A 17104-nucleotide genomic window follows, 5' to 3' on the forward strand; every position below is an offset into this window, starting at 1 on the left:
ATGGACAGTATTTTAGCGCTAATCAATGATTTCGGATTTTTCCATTTACAGCTAGGCCAAGCCGTTATGATTATCATCGGTCTTTTGTTGCTGTACTTGGCCATAGTGGAGAAGTTCGAACCTTTACTGCTAGTACCGATTGGTTTCGGCGGAATTTTAGCAAACTTGCCAGATGCAAACCTAGCCGTTAATGCAATAGAAGCGGCGATCTACGCTGGGAAAAGCGATGTTATGAGCGCTTTTTCCTCTGTGCTTAATATCACGGAAGCGGCTCCTGATTCGGTGAAGCACGCGCTTGAGATGGCAACTCCGCTACAAAAAATGAATTTGCATTTATTGGCTGAACAATTCAATTACAGCGATGGTATGTTGTATACCTTCTATAGCGTGGTTATTGCATCTGGTGTGGGCCCGTTGGTCATTTTCATGGGCGTGGGGGCTATGACGGATTTTGGCCCACTATTGGCGAACCCCAAAACCTTGTTGCTAGGAGCCGCTGCTCAATTTGGTATCTTCGCTACCGTTCTTGGTGCGTTAGGTCTTAGTCAATTGGGGCTGATGGACTTTAGTGTGGCTCAGGCTGCGGCTATCGGTATCATTGGGGGGGCTGATGGCCCTACTGCGATTTATGTTTCGAGTATGCTAGCGCCAGAATTATTGGGTGCTATTGCTGTTGCCGCTTACTCATACATGGCGTTGGTTCCTATGATTCAACCGCCGATTATGCGTGCGCTGACCACGGAAGCAGAGCGTAAAATTCAAATGACGCAGCTTAGAACCGTTAGTAAAGTTGAAAAAGTTTGCTTCCCGTTAATGCTGCTTATTTTGATTGCGATGTTGCTGCCTTCGGCCACGCCACTACTTGGGATGTTTTGCTTTGGCAACTTAATGCGTGAGTGTGGGGTGGTGGAACGGCTCAGTGATACTGCTCAAAATGCCTTAATTAACATCGTTACGATATTTCTTGGATTGTCGGTAGGTTCGAAGTTGATGGCAGACAAGTTCTTACAACCTCAAACATTAGGTATTTTAGCGTTGGGTATTGTTGCGTTCTGTGTGGGTACAGCGGCGGGTCTGCTAATGGCAAAAGCCATGAATCGTATCTGCACCGAAAAAGTGAACCCGCTTATTGGTTCTGCAGGGGTTTCGGCGGTACCGATGGCAGCGCGAGTCAGTAATAAATTGGGTCTAGAAGCTAATCCACAAAACTTTTTATTGATGCACGCGATGGGACCAAACGTGGCTGGTGTTATCGGTTCGGCTGTAGCGGCTGGAGTAATGATCAAGTATGTGATCGGAGGCTAACCGTAATTTAAAAAGGAAGATCACGGTATCTTCCTTTTTATTATTTTGCCAAGCAAAATATCCGATGAATAGACTAAATAAGAAGTTTAATTAAAGGAAAGTTTCGAGTATGAGCATTAATTCTATGCAAATAGTGGCAAGAATGAAAAATGGTCTATCATTTAGAAATCGGGTATTTATATTAATATTTTGCCTAATGATGGTTCAACTTTCTCTAGTGAGTATGAACTTTCATAAAGGGCTTATTAATACGCTTGAGCATCAAGTTGGAACAAGAGCGCTTATTCAAGCTAAAGAGATTGCAAGTGATCCGGAGTTAATTCAAGAAGTTCGGATTAAAAATATTGCCGCGATTGACCACGTTATTAGCCGATTGCATAAAATATCGGATGCTAGTTTTATCGTAATTGGCGATGCTGATGGCATACGCTTATCTCACCCCGTTAAAAAGAGCATCGGCAAACCAATGCAAGGTGGTGATAATGAAGGAGTATTAGAACGAGGTGAGGCTTATGTTTCCATTCAAGAGGGAAGTTTAGGTTATGGTGTTCGTGGAAAAGCACCAATCGTCGATTTTGATGGTGAAATAATTGGTGTTATTTCTGTTGGCTATTTGTTCAATCGCTTTGAGCAATGGGTCAATTTTTATTTTCAACCACTGGTTTATGAACTCATCTTTACATTCTTTTTGACATTAATTGGTGCTTGGTTTTTCTCTAGTCACATAAAAAAGAAAATGAATGGCATGGAACCTTCAGAAATTGCGTTGGCACTGTATCTTCAAAAGTCGATTTTATCGTCCGTTTATGAGGGAGTGATTGCTATCGATAAAGTAGGTTCTATTTTAGCGATCAACCGTAGCGCGTTAGAATTACTGGGATCAGAGCGTGATCCAAAACATATGAAATCTCGTTCCATTTTGGAGTATGTAACTAATGCTCAATTTTTCTTTCAGACACCGTTTGAAAAAAATATTAAAGATGGAATTGTATCGATCAATGGGAAAACGATCATTGCCAACCGAGTTGCTATATTTGATGGTACAGAACTCATAGGGTGGGTTGTTAGCTTTCGTCAAAAGAATGATATTAATTCACTTACGGCAGAATTAACACAAATAAAACAATACACTGATAATTTACGTGTGATGCGTCATGAGCATGCAAACAAATTATCAACAATTAGTGGTTTAATAGAAATAGGAGATAATAAAGCAGCATTAGAATTAATTAACAGTGAAAACATAAAAAAGCAACAATTAATTGACTTTATAAGTTCAAAAATAAAACTAAGGCAAATTGCAGGAATCCTGCTAGGAAAATATTCTCGCTCTTGCGAGCTAGGGCTGGAATTGCAGTTCGATCCCACTTGCCAGTTACGTCATTTAAATGAAAAAATAGAACCAAATGAATTATCCGCTATTATTGGGAATTTGATTGATAACGCATTTGAAGCCACACTTCAGAACCCTGAAAGTAATAAAATTGTTACCGTGTTAATTACAGATGCTGGTGATGATTTAGTGGTTGAAGTCTCTGACAATGGTTGTGGTATATCATCGGATATAGCAAGTACTATTTTTGAACGTGGGGTAACCAGTAAAAAAGATAGTGAAGGCCATGGAATAGGTTTATATCTTATCAATCGATACGTGATGAATGCTGGTGGAGTTATATTAGTTGATGATGCGGAACCTAAGGGAACGATATTTTCAATTTTTATTCCGAATAAAGGTAATTAAGAATGAATATGATTGATGTATTAATTATAGAAGATGAAGTTGGAATCGCTGAACTTCATGCACATTTCTTCCGTCAGACGATAAGGTTCAATCCTATCGGTATCGCATCGACCATTGCTATGGCGAAAACGATGATACGGATCCATAAACCTAGCCTGATCATTTTAGATAACTACTTGCCCGATGGCCGTGGGATTGATTTGTTGCGCGAGATCATCGCCGATAAGAGTGGCAATCAACCCGATGTGATTTTGGTGACGGCATCAAGTGAGATGGAAACAGTAAAAGACGCGCTTCATTGTGGTTGTTTTGACTACCTTTTAAAGCCTATTTCTTACGATAGACTGCAAGAAACGCTCAATCGATACTTGAAATACCACTGTGCCATCAAAGCGTTTGACAACATCAGCCAACGCCATGTCGATGATTTATTTAATATCCAGACGCGGGATAAAGAATCCAGCCGCCTTCCTAAAGGGATTGGTGAGTTAACATTGGATATGATTAAACAAGTATTTAGAGCCAATAGCGGCCTTAAATACACCGCGGAAAGTTTAGGCAGTGAAGTGGGGATCAGTAAAACCACTGCGCGACGCTACCTTGAATATTGCGCCGCCAGCGGTTTCATCTCGGTTGAAAATGAGCATGGCCGGGTCGGTAGACCTGAACGGGTCTACGTTAAAAACGCCTAGTATTTATGCTTATCGCTACCGCGCCACTCTTTCAGGGTGGCGTTTTCACATCATTGCTATTGTTCTTTCTTTACTCGCGATTAAATTCATTAAAAACGTTAATGGTTTTTACCCTACAGCGAAACTTGAGCAGCGTCCCCTTTAATCGCCCAGCCTTTGACGACAATGCTAGCAACAGGCAATAGCGGATAAACATCTATTGTCAAAAAATTCAAACATCCAATAGACGTATCTTAAGGACTTCGTATGCATATTAGTCAGCGCTCCTACGCTGGAACACTTGAGTCGAGTGACCTACTCGTTGAAGTGACACCTAGCGGTGGCGGTCATCTGAAAATTGACATTACTAGCTCGGTCGAAAAGCAATTTGAGCCAATTATCCGTCAGGTTGTAACTCACACGTTGGAGGAGATGGGTGTCAGTTCTGCCATCGTCACTATTAATGATAAAGGAGCCCTTGATTGTGTGATCCGCGCTCGCGTACAAGCCGCAGTGATGCGCGCAGCGAATATCGCTAATAACGACATTATTTGGGGGGCAATTTAATGAGTAAGCTACGAAGAAGCATGCTTTTTGTCCCAAGCTCCAATGCGGCAATGTTAAGCAATGCATTCATCTACACACCCGATGCAATCATGTTTGATTTAGAAGATTCCGTCTCCCTGCGTGAGAAAGATACGGCGCGCATGTTGGTTTACAACGCACTGCAACACCCGCTCTACCAAAATATTGAGACGATTGTACGTGTTAATGCTTTGGAATCTGATTTTGGACATGCTGATGTAAGGGCCGTCGTCAAAGCTGGCGTGAACGCGGTGCGTTTACCCAAAACAGATACGCTGCAAGATGTGGTGGATATGGAGCTTGCCATAGAACAAGCTGAAATTGAATTTGGTCGCAAGTTAGGCAGTACCAAAATGCTTGCTGCGATTGAATCGGCGATGGGAGTAAATAACGCTGTTGAGATTGCTTGTGGTTCAAAACGTTTGATTGGTATTGCGTTGGGCGCAGAAGATTATGTACGCGATTTGCGTACACAACGCACATCTGAAGGCACTGAACTTTTGTTTGCACGCTGTTCAATACTGCAAGCTGCTCGTGCCGCCGGCGTCATGGCTTTCGATACTGTTTATTCCGATGCGAACAATGACGAAGGCTTTCTTCACGAAGCGGAACAGATCAAAACATTAGGTTTTGATGGCAAGTCGCTGATTAACCCTCGCCAAATCGAAATGATCCACAACGTTTTTGCTCCATCACAGAAAGAAGTTGATCACGCTTACGCCGTTATTGAGGTGGCGCAAGACGCTGAGCAACAAGGTTCTGGCGTGGTTTCTCTCAATGGAAAAATGGTGGATGCGCCGATCATTGAACGTGCTCGATGGACACTAGAGCGGGCAAAATCCGGTATTAAACAGTAAGGCAGCAGTTGGATGAATAATAAAAAACTTCGTGAATTTGATTTAACGGCTCCCAATTTAAGACCTTATGCGGGTCCACATGAGCTTACTCCCCACTTATATGACCGTGACAAAAAAAAGTCACGTAAGCTGTTCAAAACCGTTCAAGACGCTGTGCGCAACAGTGGGTTGAAAGATGGTATGACTGTCTCATTTCATCACTCTTTTCGTGGTGGTGATCAAATCATCAACATGGTGATGGATGTCCTCGCGCAGCTAGGATTAAAGAATTTAACCTTAGCCTCCAGCTCGTTGGCCGAAATCCATTCACCGCTTATTACGCACATAGAAAATGGTGTAGTGAGTAAGATTTATACCTCCGGATTGCGTGGTGAGCTGGCGGAATTTATTTCCAACGGATCCATGAATGAGCCGATCCACATTCATTCGCATGGTGGTCGTGTTCAGCTTATACAATCTGGTGAACTTAATATTGATGTTGCGTTTCTTGGTGTCTCTACCAGTGACGAATTTGGTAATGCCAATGCCGTACATGGTCATTCACGTTGTGGCTCTTTGGGTTACGCACAAATCGATGCCATGTACGCTAAGCATGTGGTTATTTTAACCGAGCAACTGGTTCAATTTCCAAACCAACCAGCTTCAATAGCGCAAGATAGTGTTGATAGTGTGGTACTGGTGAAATGTGTCGGCGATGCTTCAAAAATCGGCGGTGGAACAACACGTATGACAAGTAACCCCCGTGAGCTTTTGATTGCACGGAAAGCGGCCGATGTTATTGAGCATTCTGGGTACTTTAAGCAAGATTTCTCAATGCAAACTGGCTCGGGTGGTGCTTCTTTAGCGGTGACTCGTTTTCTTGAAGAAAAAATGGTCAGAAAGAATATTACAGCCAGTTTTGCACTGGGTGGTATTACATCCACTATGGTGGATCTGCATGAAAAAGGCTTGATCAAAACGCTACTCGATGTTCAGTCATTCGATGGCCATGCGATTGACTCTTTAGCTCGCAATCCAAACCACATTGAAATTTCCGCTAACCAATATGCTAATCCTGCCTCCAAAGGAGCGGTAGTAGATCGATTGGATGTAGTGATCTTAAGTGCACTAGAGATCGATACCGATTTCAACGTCAATGTGATTACCGGTTCCGATGGTGTTATCCGCGGCGCATCGGGTGGTCACAGTGATACTGCGGCTTCGGCCAATTTGACGATTATTGTTGCTCCCTTGGTCAGAGGCCGAATTCCTACGGTTGTAGAATCAGTATTGAATGTCGTGACCGTTGGCAGCGAAATTGATGTGTTAGTGACTGATCATGGTGTGGCAGTTAACCCGAATCGACCTGAAATTGCCGAAAAATTGCAACAAAGTGGCCTGATTCTAATGAGCATCGAGCAGTTGCAAGAGAGGGCAGAATTATTGACGGGTAAACCAAGGTCCATTGCTTTTGAAGAAAAAGTGGTGGGCTATGTTCGTTACCGTGATGGTTCAGTGCTTGATGTGATTCGGCAAGTTAAGGAGTTGTGAGTGTACAGTGGGCCACAAGTTAATTTACAGCAATTACTTGATTGTAAAGAACAAAGAGCCTATCGACAAAGAGAGTGGGTTAACACTCACTCTCTGCCGCTGATCAGTTTCACGATCAACATGGTGGGGGTTGTTAAGAAAAATGCGATATCAGAAAAAGCGTTTGATGCTGGATACTATGCTATTTTAGAAACCTGTTTAGCAAACAACATTGCGGTTGTTCGGATGGAAACTGTTGTGGAAGTCACCGGCTATGAGCTTTTGATCGCTGCAAAATGCGAAGATCCCTATCGGTTAAAATGCTTGATGGTGAAATTGGAGGAGAATCATCACTATGGGCGTCTATTTGATATCGATGTGATTTCAACCTCTGGTCTTCCAATGTCGAGAGAGATGTTACGTTTGCCGAAGCGACGCTGTTTATTATGTGAGAACGAGGCGAAAAGTTGCGCTCGTAACCGAACTCATCCTCTGTCTGAATTGATCCATAAAATGAGCGAGATAACCCATGATTGCCAATAGAAGCATTGAATGGTTGATGGATGACTGCTGCCTATATCAACCAGCCGAACGTGGAGCGTTGAGGCTGAATATTTGTGTGTTAGCAGGCAATTTGGCCTACCACGCCATGATGTTAGAAGTGCATTTAACCCCAAAAGCGGGGCTGGTAGATTGCTCCTCAAACGGTGCGCACCATGATATGGACATCCATACATTTGTGCGCAGTTGCGATGCACTTCGGCCGTTTATGAAGGCATTCGTTAAAGCAGGAGCCAGAATGTCGTATTTACCAGCCAAATCACTGCTGCCGGGTTTAAGAACTGTTGGTATTCAGGCAGAGAAAGCGATGTTTTCCGCAACCAATAAAGTTAATACGCATAAAGGCATGATTTTTACCCTTGGCCTGATATGCGGTGCAGTCGGCTGGCTGTATCAAAAAGGACTCAGTTACGACTCACAACGAGTGAGAGCCGTTATCAAAGAGTGTTGCGCAAGTTTGGTGGTAGATGATTTAAAATTATCCAATAAAATCCCCGTAACTGCTGGAGAAAAACTGTACAAACAATTTGGAATTACGGGCATTCGAGGAGAAGCTTCAAAAGGTTACCCTACCATTTATTGTTACGGGCTGCCTATTTACCAAGAGTGCATTTTGCAAGGCCATTCGGAAGAGCAAGCGCTGTCAAAAACCTTGCTCTCTTTAATGAGCCACAACTGTGACAGCAATGTGGTTAACCGTGGTGGAATGTCGGGTCTCGACTACGTACAAAGTCAATCAAGGCAGCTACTGGAAAAAAGCCATTATCCCCACACCAACCTTGACAGTGAAATTACGCTACTCGACCAGCAATTTACGCATAAAAATCTCAGTCCAGGAGGTAGTGCAGATTTGCTGGCTGCTACTTGGCTGCTTGCTCAACTCGATATTTGTTCACAGATACTGGTGAACAAACAAGTGTCAATATAAGCAATAAAGTCAGTGATAAAGGGAAAGTTTCATGTTGTGTATCGGTATTATTGGTAATTATTCAGGTCATTTAAGTGGTGCAGAACAAGTACAAGAAACGGCATTGCCCAATGGTATCTTTGTGATTGATTGTTCTCATCCGGAAACGTTAACCTCAGGGAAGATAATCTACTACCCAAGAAGTGGAAGTAAAGTTGATATTGAGCCAGAATTTGTTATTCGTTGCCAAGTGAGTTATGAGCAAGGGAAAGTGAGCGCTTTAATGCCAAAACAGCTTACTATAGGCAATGACTTTACTATTCGTGAATTGACAGGTTCCAATAAAATTGACCAACGAAAATCTTGGGGAGAATGTTCTAAAGGGATTAATCACTATTGGTGGGATGTGCTGAGATTAAGTCCTTCAAATTATGGTGAGAATTTAAAGCTTATCTCCTATATTGAACGAGATGGTGATTTCTATTTAGCAACGCCAGAAGTTGATTGCACCGAACTAAAAATATTCTATTGTCATTTAATGGTGTGGTTAACTAACGTGATTAATAACCAAGTTGATGAAGGTATGTATAGCACTATTTTACCTGAAATAGAAAAACAAGGTTTTCCTAATGAACTGATTCTCTTTACTGGTGCACCAAATTATACCTATTGGGGTGATATGAACTTTATCCAGAAAGGTGATAAAGTTCATATCGCTGCTTATGATATAAATCATACTAATGAGGATGAAATAAAGAGAATGTTTAAATCACAATATATTATCAATAACCAATACATATTATCATTGTCTCAACATATTATTTAACATTGTAGGGATATTTGTTTTTCTATTTAAATTTCTATTTTTTAATAGTCAAGCATTAGTCGGCGTGAGAATTAAATTCATAGAATTCATTAAATGATATTTGAACGTCAAGAAAGTGATAGCTTATTCATACTTATGGTTTCTATTTCGTCATATTATCATTTTGTGCTCATCGACAGGATTGAACAATGATTGTAACCAATACATTTAACGAAAATTTAAGTGAAGAATCAAAACAGAATTGGCTTAGTTACTGGAATCACTTTAATAATAATGAATACCAATTTTGTGCAGAACATAATTGCATAAACAAGCATCATCATGGCGTATTGGTCAAACAAACTGGTTTTAGTGATGATAGGCTATTTGTTATACCTTTGTGTAAAGAACACAGCGCTAATTTTTTAAACCCCATTGAACTTGATGAGAAAGTCAGTGTTGTTCCAGCAGAGCTAAGTTTGTAGATATCCTTGTAGGGATTTTGTTGGAAGTTAAGCAATGCCATTTATTTTGCATTGCTCTTTTTTTATCTAAAATTTGTAGTTCTGGTTTTAATGTTTGAAAAGTGTAATGTTGATTATGGAATTGGAGGTGTGCTTTGTGATGCCTTAACCTCCGACATTAGAAATGTGATAACTATTCCATAACTTAACACGACATAAGACATGTCTATGAAAAATGGTATTATTTTTGAGAATTTTAGTATTTTTATAGGAATCGGTTGTGGACCCTGTGATATCGCAATTAAAGAAGGATTTTTATGCGCAGATTCGCTCTCTCAAAGACGGTCCGACATCTGAATCTCAAACGACCTTAGCACTGCTCACAGAAGAAGAGTTGCAACAACTTGAACAAATGTGGGTTGAACTGGCGGTTTGGAAGCAGTCGCAGAATATCTAACTGCCCACAAATCGATTAGCGCAAATTTTCGTAATAATCCCAAATAAAAAGCCAGCAGAACAGATGCTGGCTTTTTTGTTTATCACGTCGGCTGTTAATTATACGCGCGTGCGACACGTCCAAGTGATGACAGTTGATAATGTTCAGCGTATGCGGGGATGAAGATTGAGTGACCTTTTTTCACGGTTAGAGACTCACCATTGTCATGGGTTAAGGTCGCATCAGCATCAATGGCAAAGATAATTTCGGCACTGTTGATTTTCACGTTAACTTGCGCGGCATTGAGGTAAATCGCAAACTTAAAATCGCGGACTGGGACAGGGAACAGTAATGCTCCATTTTCTTCGATTGGTTTCAATAACAGGCTTGAAGCGGGTTTTTCTTCAAATAGCGTGCATGATGCGAGCTCTTCAATATCCATGTGTTTGGGTGTTAGGCCAGCGCGCAATACGTTGTCTGAATTGGCCATGATTTCAAGCCCGGTACCTTTCAAGTAGGCGTGTGGCGTTCTGGCGTCTAAAAACATGGCCTCACCCGGAGCTAAAGTGAGTACATTGAGCATTAATGGAGAAAATAGACCGATATCACCGGGGTACTGTTGTGCCAGCTCTAAAATGAGCTCAAAAAGATCATCATCTGAATGATGGTGGGCATACGCTAATAATGCATTCACCGCATGTTCTTTTTTCTCGCCAGTTAATGATAGCAATGCACTAAAAAAGGTTTTTAAACCTTGTGATGTTGGGTTGTGTGCAAAATCATCGACTAGGGTTGAAATCGCATTGATATTCAGCGTTTGAAATTGTTCAACAATCTCTGTGATTGGGCGAAACCCATTCATCGCTTGATAAGGGGTAAGGGCGTAAACCAATTCCGGCTTGTGGTTAGGATCTTTATAGTTGCGATGTCCGGCATTGAGTGGGATCTCCGCTTGGTTTTCTTTCTCAAAACCAATTTCCGCTTCTTGCTTACTTGGGTGAACTTGAATCGAAAGGGCGTTCGCTGCGGCAAGTACTTTGAAAAGATAAGGTAACTCACCAAAGGTTGTTGCAGTAGTAGCAGAAAGAAACGCTGTTTTATCTTGGTTGATCATCTCAAGCAACGAAACAGGTTCTCCATTCACATGAATTTGTGAGCATCCATTTGGGTGTGCTCCCATCCAAATTTCTGCTTGTGGAGTGTTGTTTGGGTTAGCAATATCAAACAAGTGCTGAATCGAAGTCGTGCTTCCCCACGCATAGTTTTGGATGACATTGTCCATTAAAAAGAAAGGTTGTTTGTTATTGGTCATAGTACATCTCACAAAAAATCAAAATAAAAACAAAGCAGCAGTACATAGAGTAAGCGAAATAAAAAACTCCCGAGTTAAAGCGGGAGTACAACATAAAATCAGAAGCTCAGCGTTGATGAACATCAAGCACTCTCGGGGGAGAGTGCTTGATCATTAAGCCGTTGCTTGTTGTAATTTCGCTTGGCGCATTTTTTTCAGAGTGATACAAACAACACCTGTCACTACAGCACCGGTTGCCATGCAAAGCAAAGCTAGCAAAGGCTTATTCATGGCACCGAGCAATGCTACTACAGGACCGCCGTGGGCAACACTGTTTGTAATACCAAAAGTGAACGCCATAACCGCTGCAACCATCGACCCCAAGATGTTTGCTGGAATGACTGACATCGGATCTTGCGCGGCAAATGGAATGGCTCCTTCAGAAATACCAACCAAGCCCATTGCACCGGAAGCTTTACCTGCTTCAATTTCAGAGGCTTCAAACAAGTTCAGTTTACGGCCCAGTACGGTCGCTAAAGCCATACCAAGTGGCGCGACTGGAATGGCACACGCCATTGCACCCATAAATTGAGTTTGACCGCTGGCAATCATACCAACAGAGAAGAGGAATGCCACTTTGTTAAATGGGCCACCCATATCAAAGCCAGCCATGCCGCCGAGCACAATACCGAGCAGTATCACGTTACCTGAGCTCATGCTCGTAAGTAGTGCGGTTAAGCCATCCATCAAGCTTGCAATCGGCGCGCCGATAACAAAAATAAAGAGCCCAGAGATAAAGAGTGAGCCTGCGATGGGTGCAATCATGATTGGCACAAGTGGTTGAATAAACTTGTGAAAATGGATGCTTGTTAACCATTTGATGAAATAACCGACTAAAAGGCCAGCAATAATGGCACCGATAAAACCTGTACCGGCATCTGCGCCGTAGAATGACCCGTTGTTAGCGATCCAACCACCAATTAAGCCAGGAGTCAGAGCGGGGCGATCGGCGATCGCATACGCGATGTAACCTGCAAGAATGGGGATCATCAATGTAAAAGCAACCACACCGACGTTCAGCACTTGGTTCCACATACTGCCGTCAGGAATGGCCATACCAGCTTCGGTTGGCTCGCCGCCAATAGCGAGTGCTAAAGCAATCAACAAACCGCCAGTAACAACGAATGGGATCATATGCGATACACCATTCATCAAATAGCGGTATAAATCGGAGCGAGCTTGCGCCGCTTTGCCTTTTCCACCTAAAGTCTTGGTACTGGCATCGGCTTGATATTTTGGTGCGCTGAGGGCTTTTTCAATCAACCCTTTTGCATCACGAATCGGCGCTTTAACGCCCGTTTCAATCAGTTTTTTACCCGCAAAGCGCACCATGTCAACTTGCTTGTCACAAGCCACGATGATCGCATCAGCTTTGGCTATCTCTTCATCCGTTGGGCTGTTTTTCACCCCAATCGAACCGTTGGTTTCGACTTTAATTTGATAACCCATCGCGGCGGCCCCTTTTTCCAGCGCTTCAGCGGCAAGATAAGTGTGTGCGACACCGGCTGGGCAGCCCGTTACGCCAATCAAAAAGCCTTTATTGGCTTCAACATCGGTTGTTTTTTCGGTTTTTTGTAGCAACAAATCTAGCGCTGCTTGCTCTGTTTTTGCGTCTAAGAAACGTTGGATGAACCCTTCTTCAATAAGCTTGGAAGAGAGCTCTGCCAGCACTTCAATATGATGATTTGAACCACCATCAGGCGAGGCTATCATGAAAAATAATTTAGAAGGCAAGCCATCTTCCGCGCCATATTCGATACCGCTTTTGCTGATGCCTATCACAACTGCAGGCGAGATAACGGCGGAACTTTTGGCATGAGGCAGCGCGACACCATCTTCAAATCCAGTGTTACCAAGCTCTTCACGAGCATAGATATCGGCTAAAAACTGCGATTTATCGCTGATGCGTCCTTGTTCTAACAGTACATCGACCAGCTCTGAGAAAACGCCATCTTTTGATGTTGCTTTCAAATCAAGCCGGATCAAGTTCTCATTAATGAGTTGAGTGATCATGTTTCGTCCCCTATATGGTTTTTATCCCCTTCGCACGTAGAACTGAGCCATGTTGGCTGCAACTTCAAACTGTTTGGGGATATTGTTATTGCGCACCGCGCTTTTTGTTGGAGATATTGTGAGCGCCTCGGGTGAACAGTTGTAGTGTACGAAACTGGCATTTACTGGATTATTGTAACCTGTGGCTGCAAACGTGATCAGGCTCTTATTTTGGTTTTAGGGTGATAATTTGAATTTATGATTAATTTTTTATTTTAATTCAATTAGATAAATTGATTATTTTGCTTTTTCGATCGGAGTTATCGAATGCGTAATGATTGGTGATTCATGAGGTATTGGATTATAGTTGCCTCGTTTATTGATGGGTATAGGGTGAATTTTGTGATCCCAGTATTTAAAAATGTGATTGAAGTGCTGCTCTCGGAGAGAGAAAGTTTTAATCGAATATGGTTTGCTGGGGACAAAATAACGCCGCCAGCGTTCAGTTACCAAGTCAATTTCCCTCGTCTAGAATTGGTTTTAAGCGGCGTGTATAGCAACGAAATCGAAGAGATTGAACACGGTATCAGTAAGGTCAACATCTTATCTGGTGATGCGCTTTATATACCTCCGAACTGCTGGAATAAACCTGATTGGCAAGAGAGCTGTTCGGTCTTGAGTTTGCTATTTGGCCGTCGTCAAATGGGGTTTAGTTTGGTCAGTAAACACAAAGGCGAGAGTGGTTTTTATGATGTTCAGAAACACAGTATTCCAACGCGTACTGGGCACGCGATTGATCACATGCTCGAAGGGCTAAATGCATTAGCACGTGAGCCTCAGAAAAGCCCAATGGACGAACATTTGTTGTTGGCTCTGTTGAGTTACAGCGCCACAATGCTTGATCAACCGACCGCTTCTCCTAAAAAGCGCAGTGAAGATTTATATCAAGGCATCTGCATCTATATCCAAGAAAATTTTCATCGCACTATTTGCCGTGACAGCATCGCACAGCGGTTTAACATTTCCGCCAACCATTTATCGCGCATGTTTCGCCAACAAGGACACATGACTCTTGCTGATTACATCACTTGGGTAAGAATTGAACGGGCAAAATTTATGTTGAAGAAATACACCTTTCGTTTAGCCGAAGTGGCCACGCGCTGTGGATTTCAAGATGTGAATTATTTTTTCCGCGTATTTAAAAGCAAAGCGGGTATGACTCCATCTGAATATCGAACTCTGTCGCAATAAAGCTATTCATTTTGTATTGGGTCGCACGGCTTAGCCATCACGTGCAGCAAAATGGCTTTAAGGGTTTCTTCTCTTTTTGCCGTAAGTAGCCATTGACGATGTTCCTCTTCCAGCAACCAACGAGTTAACTGCGTGACCGGTTTAATCACGGTTCGCGGCGCTGATGTCGGCAGTAATAAGGTGATGATCAGCGACACATCGCCGGATTTTTCTGACCATGATAGCGGGTTTGCTAACCAGTGAACCGCCAGTGTTGGCTGGGCAACTCGTGCGTGAATGATATGGGGTAGCGCTATTCCACGGCCAATAATGGTCGGGGAGATGGCTTCTCTTTTTTCCAGCGCATGCAAAATATCATGGCAATGTGCGGGCATGATCTGCTTAGCAATCGTGTCGAGTGCTTCTGATTTGCTAAGCTCAGGGCCTAATGTGGCGTAATGCCACTGTAGCGAAAAGGGCAGTTGAAAAGCAGAGTGGGTGGCAAACGCCAATTCCGCTTTGGCATTTTGTTTGTGTGATGTTGAAATAAGCAGTGTGTGCTCGCGCAAATACTCTGTCATCACCATGCAGGCCAACTCGGCGTCGAGCCCTTCAATGGCAATTTGGCATACATCTCCCGGGTTTGAACCAAGGCTTAACACTTGCAGTGTATGGTTGAACATTGCCTTGTTGTCACGCGTGATGTTAAACAGCACCACCACCGAGCGAAAATGGCGGTTGAGATCTTTCAATTCATTTAATTGCCAGCTGACCAGACCGCCTGCTTTTAAAACAAAGGTGATGCGCGTTGTGATCATCGGCGGTTACAAATAACGATCTAAAACAGATTGCACGTTCGTCAACACTTCTTCAATGGACACCTGAACCGTTTTGCAACCAACAAAACGTTCACGCTGTTCAATGTCGATATCTGAAGCGATGAGGATCAGATCCGCGTTGACAATATCTGCCACTGTCAGTGGGTTCTCGACACCCATTGCGCCTTGGGTTTCGACTTTGATCGAGATATTACGCTTATTCGCTTCTTTTTTGAGTGCGTCTGCGGCCATATAGGTGTGCGCGATGCCTGTTGGACAAGCAGTTACTGCGATAATTTTCATAACGAAAGATAATAAAGAAATGATGAGTGAGTATAAGGAGGATGAAAGCGTGACTCAACCGAAGTTTACGCTAAGCCAGCACCCTAATGACTGTAGCACTCAAGCTACTCAGCTTTGCACATAAACTTTGCACTGGCCGTAGAATAGGGAAGCCCATCATAAAAAATGGTGCTGCACAGATAGTAAATGTGACGTTTTTGTTTGATAAGATGCGCTTCGACTTGCAACGGTACATTCAGTGGAATAGGGTGCAGATAACGTACGTTTAGCTCTGCTGTCATCGCATAAATGCACTGTGCAAACAGACAATGCGTCATGGCAGCGTCATGTAAGGTGCTGATAAGTCCACCCTGCATGACCCCTTGATAGCCTTGCATCTTTTCTGTTGCTACAATCTGTGCGCATACTCTCCCCGTTTCTGTTTGGTTAAATTGCAGTGTGTGCGTTTCAGAAAAGAACGGGGCACAACACACCGCGCAGTGGCAATGTTGTAGGGGAGGCTGAATGTTCATAAGTTCACCAAACTGTTTTTAAATGATTAGGAGAAGAAAATGGCAAGACCCAAAAAAATTCGTCGTGTTTGTGGTCAAGCGGCGTATGCATGCTTCAAACCCAACGGTGTCAAATTATCTGAATTGAACACAGTAGATTTACTGCCAGAAGAACTTGAAGCGTTGCGTTTGGCTGATAAAGAGGGGCTTAGCCAATTACAAGCAGCTACGCAGATGGGCATATCGCGACAAACCTTTGGTAATATCGTTAACCAAGCAAGAGCGAAAGTCGCGACTTGCTTGGTGGAAGGTCATGCGTTGATGTTGGTTGAGCGCTAACGCTCGTGATCAGGTTCTTGAATTTGATACAACACCTTCTGATGCTCATCACAAACGTCTACGCAGTTACATTCTCTTTCAATATCGATATTTGCTAACCCACCACAACTGCCTTGCAGCGAGCGGCGGCGAAACAAAACACCGATCGCCATCAAGACAATAATGCCAATAAAAAACGCAAAGGTTATAACATAAGTCATTATTTTCCCTCGACAATCGCTTTTACTTTCAGCACTTTCTTCAACGCTTCTATGGTAGTTGGTGACAGCATTCTGGGTGCCAGTTTGTTATGTTTATCCACTTTCTTCGATCCACATTGACTAGCACAACGTTTCTTCGATTTATTGGCTGAAGGCTTGCCAAAAGAGACGTCGGTGACGGGCAGAAGATGGTTTGGATGAAGTGATGTTAATTGGCTGCCTCTTGGTGCGTAATATACCGCAATCTTCTTTTCTAAAATCGCTGCTAACATATTTTGTCCGATATTGCGGACGATGACAGCGTCCACGCTATTCTCTCTTAGCAGTGCAAGTAGCTGTTTTTTGTGGCCACAACTGCCCTCGGTTTTAGTAACGTCAATACGTTGGCTAGTGGCGGTAGTATCGTCCACAATCATCAATTGAGGCGCTTTGGCAAAGTGATTAAAAGGCGAGTTTTGATCACAAGGGATGGCATAAATCATCATGGCTCCTAAAGTTTATCGGGTTCTTGTATTTAAAATACACCTTATTATTGGCAT

The 17104-nt window shown here is 42.9% G+C and carries 20 protein-coding genes; 13 read left to right on the forward strand and 7 right to left on the reverse strand.

The window, feature by feature from the left end:
- The 11 genes from PL85_RS13480 to PL85_RS13530 all read left to right on the forward strand — a co-directional run bounded on the left by PL85_RS13480 (position 1) and on the right by PL85_RS13530 (position 9862).
- Positions 1-1305 carry a sodium ion-translocating decarboxylase subunit beta gene (locus PL85_RS13480; protein WP_029189993.1) on the forward strand — a complete coding sequence of 435 codons (1305 nt, stop codon included), beginning with the start codon at positions 1-3 and terminating at the stop codon, positions 1303-1305.
- A 109-nt stretch (positions 1306-1414) separates the two neighbouring features.
- On the forward strand, positions 1415-3046 hold the full coding sequence (locus PL85_RS13485; RefSeq protein ID WP_115339738.1) for an ATP-binding protein: 1632 nt from the start codon (positions 1415-1417) through the stop codon (positions 3044-3046).
- A 2-nt stretch (positions 3047-3048) separates the two neighbouring features.
- Entirely contained in the window at positions 3049-3738 is a 690-nt protein-coding gene (locus PL85_RS13490; RefSeq protein ID WP_013856983.1) for a response regulator, read from the forward strand.
- A 246-nt stretch (positions 3739-3984) separates the two neighbouring features.
- Entirely contained in the window at positions 3985-4284 is a 300-nt protein-coding gene (citD, locus tag PL85_RS13495) for a citrate lyase acyl carrier protein (protein ID WP_013856981.1), read from the forward strand.
- Positions 4284-5159, forward strand: coding sequence for a citrate (pro-3S)-lyase subunit beta (citE, locus tag PL85_RS13500; protein ID WP_029189992.1), 876 nt, complete (start codon positions 4284-4286; stop codon positions 5157-5159). The genes citD and citE overlap by 1 nt, the downstream gene beginning before the upstream one ends.
- Positions 5160-5171: 12 nt before the next feature.
- Positions 5172-6689, forward strand: coding sequence for a citrate lyase subunit alpha (gene citF, locus PL85_RS13505; RefSeq protein ID WP_013856979.1), 1518 nt, complete (start codon positions 5172-5174; stop codon positions 6687-6689).
- On the forward strand, positions 6690-7211 hold the full coding sequence (citX, locus tag PL85_RS13510; RefSeq protein ID WP_013856978.1) for a citrate lyase holo-[acyl-carrier protein] synthase: 522 nt from the start codon (positions 6690-6692) through the stop codon (positions 7209-7211).
- Positions 7198-8157, forward strand: a complete 960-nt coding sequence (citG, locus tag PL85_RS13515) for a triphosphoribosyl-dephospho-CoA synthase CitG (protein ID WP_013856977.1) — start codon at positions 7198-7200, stop codon at positions 8155-8157. The genes citX and citG overlap by 14 nt, the downstream gene beginning before the upstream one ends.
- A gap of 31 nt (positions 8158-8188) precedes the next feature.
- Positions 8189-8962: a DUF5718 family protein gene (locus PL85_RS13520; RefSeq protein ID WP_115339739.1), complete on the forward strand. Its 774-nt coding sequence runs from the start codon at positions 8189-8191 to the stop codon at positions 8960-8962.
- Between the two features lie 188 nt (positions 8963-9150).
- Positions 9151-9426 (forward strand): hypothetical protein, encoded by a 276-nt coding sequence (locus PL85_RS13525; protein WP_013856975.1) that lies wholly within the window; start codon positions 9151-9153, stop codon positions 9424-9426.
- Positions 9427-9685: 259 nt separating this feature from the next.
- Positions 9686-9862 carry a hypothetical protein gene (locus PL85_RS13530; protein ID WP_017042466.1) on the forward strand — a complete coding sequence of 59 codons (177 nt, stop codon included), beginning with the start codon at positions 9686-9688 and terminating at the stop codon, positions 9860-9862.
- A 94-nt stretch (positions 9863-9956) separates the two neighbouring features.
- Here PL85_RS13530 and manA read toward each other — a convergent pair whose 3' ends face one another.
- Together manA and PL85_RS13540 are read right to left on the reverse strand one after the other, a co-directional pair.
- Complete coding sequence (gene manA / locus PL85_RS13535; protein ID WP_214649679.1) at positions 9957-11153, reverse strand: mannose-6-phosphate isomerase, class I; 1197 nt, start codon at positions 11151-11153, stop codon at positions 9957-9959.
- Between the two features lie 153 nt (positions 11154-11306).
- A complete protein-coding gene (locus tag PL85_RS13540) occupies positions 11307-13205 on the reverse strand; it encodes a PTS fructose transporter subunit IIABC (RefSeq protein ID WP_115339741.1) in 1899 nt (632 codons plus the stop codon).
- Between the two features lie 327 nt (positions 13206-13532).
- Here PL85_RS13540 and PL85_RS13545 point away from each other — a divergent pair, with 327 nt between their 5' ends.
- Positions 13533-14435, forward strand: a complete 903-nt coding sequence (locus tag PL85_RS13545; RefSeq protein WP_160117740.1) for a helix-turn-helix transcriptional regulator — start codon at positions 13533-13535, stop codon at positions 14433-14435.
- Between the two features lie 2 nt (positions 14436-14437).
- Here PL85_RS13545 and PL85_RS13550 read toward each other — a convergent pair whose 3' ends face one another.
- The 3 genes from PL85_RS13550 to PL85_RS13560 all read right to left on the reverse strand — a co-directional run bounded on the left by PL85_RS13550 (position 14438) and on the right by PL85_RS13560 (position 16047).
- On the reverse strand, positions 14438-15232 hold the full coding sequence (locus PL85_RS13550; RefSeq protein ID WP_115339743.1) for a PTS sugar transporter subunit IIA: 795 nt from the start codon (positions 15230-15232) through the stop codon (positions 14438-14440).
- A 6-nt stretch (positions 15233-15238) separates the two neighbouring features.
- Positions 15239-15535, reverse strand: coding sequence for a PTS fructose transporter subunit IIB (locus PL85_RS13555; RefSeq protein WP_017042461.1), 297 nt, complete (start codon positions 15533-15535; stop codon positions 15239-15241).
- A 104-nt stretch (positions 15536-15639) separates the two neighbouring features.
- Positions 15640-16047: a PaaI family thioesterase gene (locus PL85_RS13560; protein WP_017042460.1), complete on the reverse strand. Its 408-nt coding sequence runs from the start codon at positions 16045-16047 to the stop codon at positions 15640-15642.
- A 39-nt stretch (positions 16048-16086) separates the two neighbouring features.
- Between PL85_RS13560 and PL85_RS13565 the strand changes: the two genes are divergently transcribed.
- On the forward strand, positions 16087-16365 hold the full coding sequence (locus PL85_RS13565) for a DUF134 domain-containing protein (RefSeq protein WP_026027228.1): 279 nt from the start codon (positions 16087-16089) through the stop codon (positions 16363-16365).
- Here the strand turns inward: PL85_RS13565 and nqrM are convergent.
- Both nqrM and PL85_RS13575 read right to left on the reverse strand, forming a co-directional pair.
- Entirely contained in the window at positions 16362-16565 is a 204-nt protein-coding gene (gene nqrM, locus PL85_RS13570; protein ID WP_013856966.1) for a (Na+)-NQR maturation NqrM, read from the reverse strand. The two genes, PL85_RS13565 and nqrM, sit on opposite strands and share 4 nt — an antisense overlap.
- Positions 16565-17050, reverse strand: coding sequence for a NifB/NifX family molybdenum-iron cluster-binding protein (locus tag PL85_RS13575; RefSeq protein ID WP_234826561.1), 486 nt, complete (start codon positions 17048-17050; stop codon positions 16565-16567). The genes nqrM and PL85_RS13575 overlap by 1 nt, the downstream gene beginning before the upstream one ends.
- Positions 17051-17104: the final 54 nt, after the last annotated feature.

Source organism: Vibrio anguillarum (genome assembly GCF_001989995.2).
GTDB lineage: Bacteria > Pseudomonadota > Gammaproteobacteria > Enterobacterales > Vibrionaceae > Vibrio > Vibrio anguillarum.

What these genes read in the sequence shown, in the direction of transcription:
- PL85_RS13480 (WP_029189993.1), top strand. Translation starts at nt 1, where the DNA reads ATGGACAGTATTTTAGCGCTAATCAATGATTTCGGATTTTTCCATTTA.
- PL85_RS13485 (WP_115339738.1), top strand. Translation starts at nt 1,415, where the DNA reads ATGAGCATTAATTCTATGCAAATAGTGGCAAGAATGAAAAATGGTCTA.
- PL85_RS13490 (WP_013856983.1), top strand. Translation starts at nt 3,049, where the DNA reads ATGAATATGATTGATGTATTAATTATAGAAGATGAAGTTGGAATCGCT.
- citD (WP_013856981.1), top strand. Translation starts at nt 3,985, where the DNA reads ATGCATATTAGTCAGCGCTCCTACGCTGGAACACTTGAGTCGAGTGAC.
- citE (WP_029189992.1), top strand. Translation starts at nt 4,284, where the DNA reads ATGAGTAAGCTACGAAGAAGCATGCTTTTTGTCCCAAGCTCCAATGCG.
- citF (WP_013856979.1), top strand. Translation starts at nt 5,172, where the DNA reads ATGAATAATAAAAAACTTCGTGAATTTGATTTAACGGCTCCCAATTTA.
- citG (WP_013856977.1), top strand. Translation starts at nt 7,198, where the DNA reads ATGATTGCCAATAGAAGCATTGAATGGTTGATGGATGACTGCTGCCTA.
- PL85_RS13520 (WP_115339739.1), top strand. Translation starts at nt 8,189, where the DNA reads ATGTTGTGTATCGGTATTATTGGTAATTATTCAGGTCATTTAAGTGGT.
- PL85_RS13525 (WP_013856975.1), top strand. Translation starts at nt 9,151, where the DNA reads ATGATTGTAACCAATACATTTAACGAAAATTTAAGTGAAGAATCAAAA.
- manA (WP_214649679.1), bottom strand. Translation starts at nt 11,153, where the DNA reads ATGACCAATAACAAACAACCTTTCTTTTTAATGGACAATGTCATCCAA.
- PL85_RS13540 (WP_115339741.1), bottom strand. Translation starts at nt 13,205, where the DNA reads ATGATCACTCAACTCATTAATGAGAACTTGATCCGGCTTGATTTGAAA.
- PL85_RS13545 (WP_160117740.1), top strand. Translation starts at nt 13,533, where the DNA reads ATGAGGTATTGGATTATAGTTGCCTCGTTTATTGATGGGTATAGGGTG.
- PL85_RS13550 (WP_115339743.1), bottom strand. Translation starts at nt 15,232, where the DNA reads ATGATCACAACGCGCATCACCTTTGTTTTAAAAGCAGGCGGTCTGGTC.
- PL85_RS13555 (WP_017042461.1), bottom strand. Translation starts at nt 15,535, where the DNA reads ATGAAAATTATCGCAGTAACTGCTTGTCCAACAGGCATCGCGCACACC.
- PL85_RS13560 (WP_017042460.1), bottom strand. Translation starts at nt 16,047, where the DNA reads ATGAACATTCAGCCTCCCCTACAACATTGCCACTGCGCGGTGTGTTGT.
- PL85_RS13565 (WP_026027228.1), top strand. Translation starts at nt 16,087, where the DNA reads ATGGCAAGACCCAAAAAAATTCGTCGTGTTTGTGGTCAAGCGGCGTAT.
- nqrM (WP_013856966.1), bottom strand. Translation starts at nt 16,565, where the DNA reads ATGACTTATGTTATAACCTTTGCGTTTTTTATTGGCATTATTGTCTTG.
- PL85_RS13575 (WP_234826561.1), bottom strand. Translation starts at nt 17,050, where the DNA reads ATGATGATTTATGCCATCCCTTGTGATCAAAACTCGCCTTTTAATCAC.